12 protein-coding genes, 1 tRNA gene and 1 pseudogene are annotated in these 11424 nt (G+C 46.7%); 4 read left to right on the top strand and 10 right to left on the bottom strand.

What is annotated here, in order from left to right:
- Positions 1–235: 235 nt before the first annotated feature.
- The 8 genes from moeB to QUB20_RS26420 all read right to left on the bottom strand — a co-directional run bounded on the left by moeB (position 236) and on the right by QUB20_RS26420 (position 7173).
- Positions 236–1408, bottom strand: coding sequence for a molybdopterin-synthase adenylyltransferase MoeB (gene moeB, locus QUB20_RS26455; protein ID WP_333250797.1), 1173 nt, complete (start codon positions 1406–1408; stop codon positions 236–238).
- Between the two features lie 79 nt (positions 1409–1487).
- Positions 1488–1967 carry a M67 family metallopeptidase gene (locus QUB20_RS26450; protein ID WP_333250795.1) on the bottom strand — a complete coding sequence of 160 codons (480 nt, stop codon included), beginning with the start codon at positions 1965–1967 and terminating at the stop codon, positions 1488–1490.
- A gap of 258 nt (positions 1968–2225) precedes the next feature.
- On the bottom strand, positions 2226–2453 hold the full coding sequence (locus tag QUB20_RS26445) for a ferredoxin family protein (RefSeq protein ID WP_333143234.1): 228 nt from the start codon (positions 2451–2453) through the stop codon (positions 2226–2228).
- 130 nt (positions 2454–2583) lie between these two features.
- Positions 2584–3819, bottom strand: coding sequence for an ATP phosphoribosyltransferase regulatory subunit (locus QUB20_RS26440; protein ID WP_333250793.1), 1236 nt, complete (start codon positions 3817–3819; stop codon positions 2584–2586).
- 363 nt (positions 3820–4182) lie between these two features.
- Positions 4183–5085 (bottom strand): tetratricopeptide repeat protein, encoded by a 903-nt coding sequence (locus tag QUB20_RS26435; RefSeq protein ID WP_333250791.1) that lies wholly within the window; start codon positions 5083–5085, stop codon positions 4183–4185.
- A 102-nt stretch (positions 5086–5187) separates the two neighbouring features.
- Positions 5188–6003, bottom strand: coding sequence for an inositol monophosphatase family protein (locus QUB20_RS26430; RefSeq protein ID WP_333250789.1), 816 nt, complete (start codon positions 6001–6003; stop codon positions 5188–5190).
- Positions 6004–6254: 251 nt separating this feature from the next.
- A complete protein-coding gene (locus tag QUB20_RS26425; RefSeq protein ID WP_333250787.1) occupies positions 6255–6770 on the bottom strand; it encodes a thermonuclease family protein in 516 nt (171 codons plus the stop codon).
- A 34-nt stretch (positions 6771–6804) separates the two neighbouring features.
- Complete coding sequence (locus QUB20_RS26420) at positions 6805–7173, bottom strand: 2Fe-2S iron-sulfur cluster-binding protein (RefSeq protein WP_006635700.1); 369 nt, start codon at positions 7171–7173, stop codon at positions 6805–6807.
- Between the two features lie 214 nt (positions 7174–7387).
- On the opposite strand from QUB20_RS26420, the gene QUB20_RS26415 reads away from it, so the two are divergent.
- Positions 7388–7472, top strand: a tRNA-Ser gene (locus QUB20_RS26415).
- Positions 7473–7760: 288 nt separating this feature from the next.
- On the opposite strand, the gene QUB20_RS26410 is transcribed toward QUB20_RS26415, so the two are convergent.
- Positions 7761–8570, bottom strand: a complete 810-nt coding sequence (locus QUB20_RS26410) for a pentapeptide repeat-containing protein (protein ID WP_333250784.1) — start codon at positions 8568–8570, stop codon at positions 7761–7763.
- Positions 8571–8641: 71 nt separating this feature from the next.
- Between QUB20_RS26410 and QUB20_RS26405 the strand changes: the two genes are divergently transcribed.
- Complete coding sequence (locus QUB20_RS26405; protein ID WP_333250782.1) at positions 8642–9544, top strand: phosphodiester glycosidase family protein; 903 nt, start codon at positions 8642–8644, stop codon at positions 9542–9544.
- Between the two features lie 576 nt (positions 9545–10120).
- On the opposite strand, the gene QUB20_RS28795 is transcribed toward QUB20_RS26405, so the two are convergent.
- Positions 10121–10285 (bottom strand): DUF6932 family protein, encoded by a 165-nt coding sequence (locus tag QUB20_RS28795; protein WP_445299432.1) that lies wholly within the window; start codon positions 10283–10285, stop codon positions 10121–10123.
- 238 nt (positions 10286–10523) lie between these two features.
- Between QUB20_RS28795 and QUB20_RS26400 the strand changes: the two are divergent.
- Both QUB20_RS26400 and QUB20_RS26395 read left to right on the top strand, forming a co-directional pair.
- Positions 10524–10829, top strand: a pseudogene (locus tag QUB20_RS26400) (hypothetical protein).
- Between the two features lie 60 nt (positions 10830–10889).
- Positions 10890–11424 (top strand): ribbon-helix-helix protein, CopG family (locus QUB20_RS26395; RefSeq protein WP_333207948.1); only part of this gene is annotated, 535 nt, incomplete at its 3' end.

Here is an 11424-nt window from a genome sequence, read left to right as displayed (position 1 = left end):
TGATCGATGGCAACTTTTGGGCTAGCTTTACTGTTTCTTTTATTCATAACCGGCGTGCGACGCCGGTGGAACGCTCTGAAGAGGACTGAAGAACTCATTAGTCCTCTTCAGAGGACTTTCGCTATTAGCCAGGGACTTCAGTCCCTGGCGGACTGACGGGTGAGTGGGAAGACTGTCGGGCTTTCGGCTTAAATTGACACGACGAAAGGCACGGTACCGTGTCCTGCTTTGCTACTTAATATTGAGGAACAGACGAGTCTACTTCTTGACTCCAAGCAGTAATTCCGCCCTTAACATTAATCCCCTCAATTCCAGCTTCCTTCAAAATGCCCAAAGCCTTCGCAGAACGCCCGCCCATTTTGCAGTGTGCAATCAAGCGATGCCCGTTCAACAATTCCTTAACTTTCTCAACACCTTGGCCGTGTTCGATATCCGGTAAAGGAACCAAAACAGACCCCGGAATTTGAGCAATTTGATACTCGTTGGGATTCCGAACATCTAACAATACAAAATCCTTGGCACCGCTGTCGATTAACTCCTTAAGTTCTTTGACAGTCATCTCAGGAATTTGCGTTTGCTGACTTGCTTCCTGCGCTTTAGCTTGAGGAATGCCGCAGAATTGTTCGTAATCAATTAACTTTTCAATTACCGGGCGCACTGGATTAGGCCGCAGTTTCAATTGGCGGAACGTCATATCTAAGGCATTGTAAAGCAACAGTCGGCCGCTCAAAGTAGTGCCTTGACCCAAGATAATCTTGATAGCTTCCGTTGCTTGGATAGACCCGACAACTCCGCACAAAACGCCTAAAACACCGCCTTCGGCACAAGAAGGAACCATCCCAGGAGGCGGGGGCTCTGGGTACAAATCGCGATAATTCGGGCCGCCTTCGTAGTTGAAAACTGTTGCTTGCCCTTCAAATCGGAAGATGGAACCGTAGACGTTGGGCTTGTTTAAAAGCACGCAAACGTCGTTCATCAAATAGCGAGTCGGGAAATTGTCCGTGCCGTCAATAATGATATCGTAAGGAGTGGCAATGTCGATCGCATTTTCCGAACTAACGCGAGTCTCGTACAAATCTACTTGGCAAAAAGGATTAATTTCTAAAATCCGATTTTTAGCCGACTCAATCTTCGGTTTACCAACCCAAGAAGTGCCATGAATTACTTGCCGCTGCAAATTAGAATGGTCTACAACATCAAAGTCTACAATCCCAATGCGGCCAACACCGGCTGCGGCTAAATACAGCAGCAGCGGCGAACCGAGGCCTCCCGTACCGATGCAGAGCACGCTGGCAGCTTTGAGACGCTTCTGTCCATCCAATCCAACTTCTGGCAGGATCAGGTGGCGAGAGTAGCGTTCGTATTCTTGTTTGTTGAGCTGGATCTCCTCCAGATTAGGATTTAGCATGATATTGTGTGTAGCGCAGATTTTGAATTACATCCTATCTGAATCTTTCGCATTTTTACCTGTTTGTTATTTTTACTAATTATTTCTTAATCTCAGTCGGTTCCTGTGCGAGAATTTCCTCTGCTTGAAAGTTCCCCTCTCCGTCAAGACTCCAACTGCGGATGTCTTCCCAACAGCCTTGTCGGACGGACACAATGATATAAGAGTATTCCGCCCACGCCAATGCCCGATCGCACTCTGAGGGCACTGCGGGACAATCCGTGTGAGAATGATATATACCGATAATATCCAGACTGCGAGCGCGCCCGTGTTTCATCGCCCGCAACATATCTTCGGGCCTAATAGCATATCTGCGCCGTTCTGTCAATCCTTTTTCTTCCGGCCAATTCTCCTCAGCTTCCGCACTCCAAGCATTGTCAGTCGGCCAAACTTCCACTAAAGTTTTAACATCGCCAGTAACTCGACCCAGCAACAAACCGCAGCATTCGTCAGGATAAGCGCTTTCGGCGTGGGTTCGCATGGATAAAATGTGAGAGTCGGAAAGTGCGATCGGCTGCATGGGATTTTATTGTAAAGTGCGATCGGGCTTTTTTTTAAACGAACCGCGAAGACGCGAAGGACACGAAGGAAGAGAAGAGAAGGGAAAAGAAAGAACTCACAAAAGTAACATAATTAATTACCTCACTTAGATATCTAAACGTTAGATTTTTCAGTTCTTTCTCACTCTTCTTCTCTGTGTCCTCTGCGCCCTCTGTGGTTCAAAAAAAAATGTAGGGTGCGCCGCAGCGCACCTTACGGATGAAGTTAATTAATGCAATCAAGTCGGAGTTTGCTGCAACTGGGGCCGCTCATCTGGAACGATCGCACCTTCGACAGGACACACCTGCAAACAAATACCGCAGTCAATACAGGTATCAAAATCAATCCAAAACCAATCAGTACCCTTGACATTTTTGCCGGGGCCGGGGTGAATACAAGCAACCGGACAAGCGCCGACACAATCAGCAATTCCCTCGCAAATATTCGTAACAATAGTGTGTGCCATAGTGTTCTCTCAAAAGATTTTAGTTAGATTGGGGATTAGCAATTAGTAATTGGCAAAACCTGATCTCAATCAGCAGGATACATAATATCATATCAGGTGATTTTTAACCAATTACCAATTACCAATTAGCCTAATTTACCGTTTCAATTGTTGGCAATCCTTCGGCATTTACCCAAGCAATTTGAGCAATTCGTCGATCGCGCGCGAATTCCCGCGCCTCCTCCTCTGTCTCCCGACTCTCCAAATCTATTTCTACCCGAACTAGGTGACTAGAGTCTCGGAGTTTGCGAGCGTAAGCAAACGCGGCGGCACTAGCTTCAGGAGTTTGAGCCACAACCAACCAGTCACTAGCTGGCGTCTCCGTGGGCAATTGCCCCTCTGTCAGCAAAACTTGGTGCAAATCTTCAATATTCAGACAAAACCCGATGCCGGGGGAATTTTGCCCTTGGGGATCGAACAGTCCCAACAGTTGGTCGTAGCGTCCCCCTTGTCCTAAAACTCGCTGTCCTGTCTTGCTGCTGCTGACAACTTCAAACACAATTCCAGTGTAGTAGTCAAATGTTTGAATTAAACTCAAATCGAGGTGAATGTGGGATTTTAGATTGGGAATTTTTGACTGGCATTGGTGCAGCAATTCGATCGCCGATTTGAGATTATTTAACGCGGCTTGCTGCGGCAAATCTAAATCCAGCTTGGCAACAATTGGCAACACCTCTTCGGGGCGGCCGCGCAAGTCAAATAACAGCAGTGCTCTTTCTCGCAATTCGGTTGACAGCGGCAAAGTTTCCAAGGCAATTCGATCGAGATTGGCGATCGCCCCCCGAACTTTCTGGCGCACGTTTGGCGGAAACGGTTCCAGCAATGTTGCAGTCAAGCCCGCTTCTCCCAAAACCAAATGCCAGTCATCAATTTCCAAGCTCTGCAAGCACTCAGACAGCAGCAGCAGCACTTCTGCATCCGCAACCGCCCCCCCCGCGCCGAGCAGTTCTACCCCAGCTTGATAGAACTCCTGTTGCCCGCCTGAGCCAGTATCTGGGCCTTTGCGGAACACGTTAGCGTTGTAGTAGAGGCGCTGGGGCTGCCAGCGAGTCCCGGCCATCCGCATTGCAGCCGCGCGGGCGATGGATGCTGTCAATTCCGGCCGCAAACCAAGTTCTCCATCCTCGGCGTCTTGCAGTTGAATTAAGGTCGATCGGTCGATCGCGCCCCCAGCCATCAATGTCTCCAGCCTTTCTAGAGTAGAGGTAATAATCCGGTGATAGCCCCAGCGGTGAAAAACCTGCTGTAAGCGCCGTTCGATCGAAATTTTTTGAGCAACGTCAAGGGGCAATAAATCTCTTGCACCCGATGGGGGTTGGTGAACCATATCAATTTTAGATTTTAGACTTTAGATTTTAGATGGGGCTTAGAAGCTTAGGGCGTGTTTTCTCTCCCCAGAATTGCCTTAAATTGTAGGTTGGACCCGTGGAACGAAACCCAACATTTTTCCTAGATTTGTTGGGCGGAGTGAAACGGAGGGTGCGCTACGACGATCGGGCCCAACCTACCGAAGAGTCTGAAAACACGCCCTAGGCTTTAGGGGACGGTGTTAAAGTCGAACCAGGCAAGCTTAACATTCGACTTTAACAAATTAAGGTGTCACCAAGTATTGATTTTTTTACTCGATCTCACTCCACTGCTGAGCAGTTCACCCGTTTCTAAATATTCAAGACTCACAACTCACAACTTCTCACTTCTTCTTCCCGCCAAACAAACTTGCAAAAAATCCTGGTTTCTCATCACCTTTTTTGGCTTTTGCGGAAGCTTGTTCCAGCTTTTTCTTAACCTCCAAAGCCGTCGGTTCTTCTGGATTTGATGCCAAAGCTTTGTTCATCTCAAGTTTTGCCATTGTGGCTTGATTTTGTTCAAGGTAACACATTGCTAACATAGCGTGAGCCTTGCTGTGTTTCGGGGCACCCTTCAGGACTTCCCTCAACTCCAAACTTGCTTTAGCGTAATTTTTGCTGTCCATAAATCCTTGAGCTCGGCGGCAATAAGCTTCGATCCGCGGGTCGTCTTTGTCCGGGGGTAGATTTGGGGGTAGATTTGGGGTTGGGGTTGGAATTGGGGTTGGGGGAATTGGGGTTGGGGGTGGTGGCGGGGTTGCAATGCCAATGCGCTCTTTTCGCAGCAGGTAAACCATGTTAAGTTCGCTAATTTGATCGATCGCCTCTTGCGTTTCCTTAACTGATTCGTACTGCTTGAGAGCGAGTTTGCTAACTGCTGTTTTGTAAGCTTCTTCCCAATCTTTAGCGGTAGCTAACTGTTTGGCTGCTTCGCTTTCAATTTGCATTTTCGCCTGTTCTTTAACAACGCGCTTGGCGATGGCTGCTAATAGCAGGCTGTATTCTTTGCGATCGCTTTCCTTAGAGAATTTATTGTAAGCCGGATTGACTACTTTTGACAAAAATTGGTTAGCCCAATCTTTATCTGCTTGGCTTTCAAAAGAGCAAGTATCCGAATGCAACCGGCGGGCGATTTTCATGTAGCGCTTGCGGATGTCGTTAAACTCGGCGTCTAAGGGAATTCCCAAAATTGCGTGCTGATCTGTAAAGTCGTACTTGAACAGCCCTTTTGTCATTTCAAAAGACATAACTTTTACTCTTCCTTTCCTGGCTTTTCACTATTCTTTAATGTAGCTTGAGTCAAGGGGTTCTGACCCCCGTACTACCCCCGATCTATTGCTGCGGGCACGCTACTTCCAAGAAGATAAGGGAGGAACTGCTAGCAGTGCGCTGCTGAGTTCGGCGTGTATTTTGCCGTTTGTGGCCAAAATCCGACCCGAGTTCATCTCAAAGGCACTGCCGTCATAAGCTGTAATTTGACCTCCGGCTTCGGAGACGATGAGTACACCGGCGGCTACGTCCCAAGGGGCGAGTCCCCGTTCCCAGTATCCGTCCGATCGCCCCATCGCGAGGTGTGCGAGGTCTAGGGATGCGGAACCGCTGCGCCGCACGCCTTGGGTGAGGTGGGTGAGGTGACAGAATTCGGCATAATTATTGTCTGCGGTTTCGCGCCGATCGTATGCAAAGCCAGTGACTAGCAAGCTGGTTCTCAATTCTGAGATTTGGGAAACTTCGATCGGCGATCGGTTGCAGGTTGCTCCCAATCCTTTGCCTGCCCGAAATAATTCATTATGAAAAGGGTCGTAAATTACTCCAATTTGTGGTATTCCGTCGATTAAAAGTCCGATGGACACGGCCCAAAAAGGATATTGGTGAGCATAATTGGTTGTGCCGTCCAAAGGGTCGATCGCCCACAGGTATTTGCTGCTGGCATCCCCTAATTTGCCGGATTCTTCGGCGAGGATGGCGTGGTGGGGTACGTGGCGACCGAGAATTTCTAAGATGACGGCTTCTGAGGCTTTGTCGGCTTCTGTGACTAAATCACCCGATCGGCCTTTTTCTTGAATTTTTTCTAGTTTTCCGCAGAAAGATTTCAGGACGGAACCGGCGGCTAGGGCTGCTTCGGTGGCTATTTCTAAGAAGTTTTGCAGTTGATTGTCTGTCATTTGTCAGTTGTCAGTTGATTGTCTGTCAGTTGATTGTCTGTCAGTTGATTGTCTGTCAGTTGATTGTCTGTCAGTTGTCAGTTGTCAGTTGTCAACAATTCCCAACTGACCGAAAGCATCCACGATACCCGCCACGTGATTCATCCGTCCAGAAATAAAAACCTGTACCCGATGAAACTTGCCGAACGTATTTATCTGTGGGGTCAATGCTTCAATCTAAAATCTAAAATCTAAAATCTAAAATCGATTGACTATTTCCGATTTTGTTGGCGGAATTCTGCGGGAGTTTGGCGCAAAGCTCGTTCTGGATTCCACAGACCTTTACCCATGAGTCTCGCCCATTCTTGAGCGTTGATGAGTCGCTGCTGGTATTTGGTGTTGGGCGATCGCACCCAGGCCAGGGCATAACCTTCTTTGACTAGCTGTTCGTTGAGCAAATTTTTATCTTGCCACAAGTAGGCTAGTTTGCGATCGAACTGGTCTTTCTGTTCGATGTCTAATTCTACCAATACCTGTTTTCCCCCAATTAGCTGTTCTAGTCTTTGTTTGGCTGCTTCTCCCCAAGGCTGCTGTTTTAAATCCGGCGCATCAATACCAATTAGCCTGATTTGTTCTAATAAGGCTATTTTGTCGGCTGTACTGATAACTTCGATTGTTTGGCCGCTGATGGCCCTTTCTACTTTGGCGATCGTACCTTGGGGCATTTCTGGTTTTTGGCAGCTAGCTAGCAACAGACAAAGGGCGATCGCACATAATCGATAAAGCATGGATAATTGGTAGTTGATTATTTATCAAATTGCCTTATTCTTCATCCAACGGCAAACCTGCTCTAACTTTACCTTTGCCGAAGTAGCGGCCGAATTGCAGTTCGTACACTTCGTCTTCGTCTTGCGTCTCTACCTCGATGTTGGAACGGGGATAGCTGACGCACAGCAGGGCATAACCTTCTTTTTGCAGTTCCACAGACAGCCCCATTGCTTCTGGCTGGTGCAGTTCCCCCGACTTGACGCGCACCGCACAGGCTGTACAAGCGCCGTTGCGGCAGGAAAAGGGCAATTCTACTCCTTGGTTTTCCGCGCTTTGGAGGATGTAGCGGTCTTCGGGTACTCGCACGGTGTGGCGATCGCCTGTCTGTCTGTTATGAATTTTAATTGTGTAAGAGTCAGTCATGGAATTTTAGATTTTAGATTTTAGATTTTAGATTGGGGTTTGGCGGGCAAACTCCTTTAGATGAAGGGGTTTGCGACATAGGTAGGAGAATCCAAGCCGGCTCGTTTGACACCCTATCCACATTAAACAGTAAATTTATGCCGTTACCCCTTCCCAAATCAGATTTGTTCTGTTAATATAGTTTAGCTGTGGCTAAATGAATTAATTTAGCCCTGGAGAGGTGGCCGAGCGGTTGAAGGCGCACGCCTGGAAAGTGTGTTTAGGGCAACTTAACGAGGGTTCGAATCCCTCCCTCTCCGTTAATCAAGCTGTTTAGGCAAAAAAAACAGCTTGCAAAAAAAATCTCTGATATGAGATAAATAGTTTGATTAGAGCGAGATCCCTTGAATTCTTTGAGAAAAATCAAGGGATCTCGCTTGTATATTTTTGAGGGTAAATTAGGGCGATCGCGCCGAGAATAAACACCCAGATATAATGCCAATAGTAGAAAACCATAGTGACCTACACCAATCGCCACCGTTTGCAGCAAAGCGTCGCTTTCTGCTGGCTCAATTGCTGTTTGAATGTCAATTAGGGAATTTGAGATTTTAAATTTTAGATTTTAGATAGAGGTAATTTATATCGAACTTAGCATCAGCGAGATTTGCCCCTCTGAACGAAGTACCCTCAGCATTTCCAATCTCTCGAACAATAGCGGAGAAAGACACAAATGCAAACCAAAGATACAGCAGCGACAGCAAACCGAAACACATACCCCAAAACAGTTTGTGAGTGCTCAGAAAAGCGCTCGCCGTTGCACTGAACAAAAAAGCCGCTGCGTAAGTCGCCACACTTCCAGCCGATGCGATCGCCACCTGTGCAAATTGGCCACGAATCCGGGAATTCACAAAAAACATTAACACCCCGCCGATCGACATTCCAGCAAGAGCAGCCTGGGAATTATTATTAGTTGCAGTCCCAGCATAGAAAAATCCCAACAAAGCTCCTGATAGAATAGCAGAAATTGTTCGTGCCAATCTACCCGCTTTTGAGGTTTTTGGCTGTTTGCTTGCGATCGCCGAAGCGAAGCCAGCAGCGCTCAAAACCCCGTACAGCAACAGAACAAAAGGCCAACTGCCGGAGCCCGGTATTTGTCCTTGAGATCCCAAAATCAGTCGAGTCAGAACATCGCCCACAACCAAACAAATCGCGATCGCCCCAGCACTCAAAACAGCTATCTGTCGCCTAGAAATCCCGATTTTCGCACCGAGAAAATTCGCCCCCGTTAACTGAGCATTTCTAAAATTGCAGCCTCGAACATCCGCACCGCTGAAATCAGCACCGTTAAGAACTTGTCCTTGGAACGATCGATTTCGTAAAATTTGATTGCTAAAATTATGGGAATCCGAATACTTCATATTAGTACAGGATGCTTAAAAATATATAAATCTCTCAGTGTTCCCGTCCCCCATCTCAAATCTAAAATGGTATGACTTATCGGCCCACGATCAAACAAATTTGGCAGATTCTCGGTCTCGGAATATTGCTCGCACCCATACTACTCTACAACATTCCCTACTTTTTGCGTCCCCAACAAACAAACGAAGCCCGATCGCTCTTTCAAGGAATAGCCTACCGCAAGGAATTTCGGACTAATCCGCGTCCCACCCTAATTCACATTGTTAGCATCGACCTAAAAGCGCCGGGAATAGGAATTTTTGTCACTCCCGGAAACCCAACACCCGATTTAACAGAAACCAATGCCCGCACGGCTACTGAATTCCTGAAAGAATTTAAATTGCAATTAGCAGTCAACGGCAATTTTTTTTATCCCTGCATCGAGAAAGCACCTTGGGATTACTATCCCCGCAGTGGCGATCGAGTAAATAATGTCGGACACGCCATTGCCAAAAGCCAAGCTTATTCTCAACCAAATCCAGACTTTCCCGCCCTTTGTTTTGATGCCAAAAACCGCGCTCAAATAATCGAAAACGGCACTTGTCCTGCGGGAACAGCCTATGCCGTTGCCGGAGATACTTTGCTGGTAAAAAATGGCCAGCCCGTAGCACAAAGTCAGGAAGAACGCAAGCAGGATAAACCCTATCCCCGTGCAGTCGCGGCGATCGACAAAACAGGCGATAAGTTGTGGTTAATTCTGGCAGACGGCAAGCAGAGGCTTTACAGTGAAGGGCTGAAATTGAGTGAAATAGCTGATATTTCGATGCAGTTGGGAGCGGAGACAGTGCTGAATTTAGATGGCGGCGGGTCGGTAACTTTTGCAGTAGCATCGCCGTCAGGAGCGAAACTGTTGAATGCTCCGATTCAGAATAAAATTCCCATGCAGGAACGTCCAATTGCCAATCATTTAGGATTTTATGCGCCGGAGAATTAGGGTTTTAACTGGCGCTTTAATCTCCGAAAAATGGGGTTAAAAATGATTCTATTGTATACTGCGCCCCAGCCGCTGATTGTAAAAAATCGGCGGTCAAAACCTCTTATAAAAAAAACGGTCTCCGCCTCCTCAAATAGATAGGGTATGGATGGCCTCCATTACTAATACAATCTACGCCAAAAGCTGTGCTGACTTCGAGGATTTCCACAAAACTAGCGCATTGATAATCTGTGTCTTCATATTGCTTAACTCGCTCAGGATTAATTCCTAGTATCGGGGCTAGTTCTTGTCGGCTAATTTTTGATGCTATGCGAGCTTTAATTAAAGCATTTGGCAACTTATTTAAAGTAGCAACTTTGAGCGGATTTTGCTAAATATTGTTGCACTGAACAAGTCGCTCATATTCAGCAACTTCTGACTTGAGCTCGTCCACTTGACTCTGATCTGAATCTCTATGAAGCTGCCATCGCACAGGTTCGTCTTTCAAACTCTCATTACTATCCAATTCAGCTACAGACTGCTAAAATCGCAGCAACCAATCTAAGGTATGCTGATATTGTTGCTCATTTTTGATCGTCATGGTTTCCACCTTGGTAAATTTACAGCAATAATTCCTTTAGGTGTATTTGTTCTTGTATCAAATTGAAAGAAGTCTATGTAGGCTGTCCCCGAATCATTAGCTGGGTAGTTGGCTGGAAAAATTTCACCTCTGTACTTGTTTTTCTGTTCGGCACGCCGCAGTCCAAAATTATATAAAGTAGGAGCAATAGATTTCAGGTAATCTCTATCAACCGTTTTTTGGCGCGGATTTGGTAACGCTGCCGGCTGGCTTTTTAATTGCTCTGGATATCCAGCATCTGTTTGGCGGCGACGCTGACTACCAGGCTAAGTGTACTGGGTCGAACAAATTTTTCAAGCTCATTAACCGCACCTTCCCTGGAGTGGCGACTTTCCAGAGGAAGCTAAGCAGTTTTTCTCGTTGGCGTTTCTGTGGGATCGCCCCAAGGAAACGGAAGTTGTGGCAATTCCGGTTTTTGCAGGGTTCAAAGACTATCTGGCGGCTTATTTGGATTTGGTCGATCGCGCCGAACAGATGACATGGGGCGCAAAGTTAGATAGTATCTAACAAGCTCAACTGTAATATCTGCCGTATCGTGCCGAAAAAAACCCGGCCGAGGGAATGTTTAAGCGGTTCTACGGCGAGGAATGGATCGAAGAGTATATTCACGAATTTTTGTTCAATTGGGAACAGAAGCTGGCACAATTGGTAAGTAACAAGAATTAATTTTAATAGAAGCTTCAGCCACTACACTTATTAGTGTAGGTTGGCATGAGGAAAATGCCAATGGTCAAAAAAAATCGCAATGTAGTTAGTTCCAATTCAGAAAGTAAAGTCAAAGTCGGACTTTCGCTGACTTCTTCTAGTGCCGATCGATTAAACGTGATCGCTCGCAAGCTCGGAATATCAAGGTCGGAACTCCTAGAACGCTTGGCACAAGGCGCTCTGGATATTTCTAAGGACAAGACGGAAGTTACTGTCACTTGGAAAAAAGGTGAAGAAACTGAGGTAGAGGCAGCCCCCTTGCAAGGGGAAACAGCCGAAGAAAGCGAAGTTAATGACGCTGTAACGGCAGAAACTCTATCGGACTCGGTGATTGTAAAGCCAAATCCGATGCCAGAAAGTTACGAAAGTTTACAGCAGCAGTTGAGTGAACGCGAAAGTTCGATCGCTTCTTTACAGCAGCAACTCGCTACCGAAAAGCAAAATCTCGAAAGCCAATTAGCCGAAACAGTAGCGAAGTCAAGTTACGAAAGTTTACAGCAGCAGTTGAGTGAACGCGAAAGTTCGATCGCTTCTTTACAGCAGCAACTCGCTACCG

This window comes from Microcoleus sp. B4-C2 (assembly GCF_036705265.1).
Lineage (GTDB): Bacteria > Cyanobacteriota > Cyanobacteriia > Cyanobacteriales > Microcoleaceae > Microcoleus.
Note: the sequence above shows the minus strand (reverse complement) of the source record. Positions and strands in the feature narration are given on the sequence as shown.

Bases quoted from the DNA above. Each gene is read 5' to 3' on its own strand.
- QUB20_RS26420 (WP_006635700.1), bottom strand. From the start codon at position 7,173: ATGACTGACTCTTACACAATTAAAATTCATAACAGACAGACAGGCGAT.
- QUB20_RS26405 (WP_333250782.1), top strand. From the start codon at position 8,642: ATGACTTATCGGCCCACGATCAAACAAATTTGGCAGATTCTCGGTCTC.
- QUB20_RS26435 (WP_333250791.1), bottom strand. From the start codon at position 5,085: ATGTCTTTTGAAATGACAAAAGGGCTGTTCAAGTACGACTTTACAGAT.
- QUB20_RS26450 (WP_333250795.1), bottom strand. From the start codon at position 1,967: ATGCAGCCGATCGCACTTTCCGACTCTCACATTTTATCCATGCGAACC.
- QUB20_RS26440 (WP_333250793.1), bottom strand. From the start codon at position 3,819: ATGGTTCACCAACCCCCATCGGGTGCAAGAGATTTATTGCCCCTTGAC.
- QUB20_RS26445 (WP_333143234.1), bottom strand. From the start codon at position 2,453: ATGGCACACACTATTGTTACGAATATTTGCGAGGGAATTGCTGATTGT.
- moeB (WP_333250797.1), bottom strand. From the start codon at position 1,408: ATGCTAAATCCTAATCTGGAGGAGATCCAGCTCAACAAACAAGAATAC.
- QUB20_RS26430 (WP_333250789.1), bottom strand. From the start codon at position 6,003: ATGACAGACAATCAACTGCAAAACTTCTTAGAAATAGCCACCGAAGCA.
- QUB20_RS26410 (WP_333250784.1), bottom strand. From the start codon at position 8,570: ATGAAGTATTCGGATTCCCATAATTTTAGCAATCAAATTTTACGAAAT.
- QUB20_RS26425 (WP_333250787.1), bottom strand. From the start codon at position 6,770: ATGCTTTATCGATTATGTGCGATCGCCCTTTGTCTGTTGCTAGCTAGC.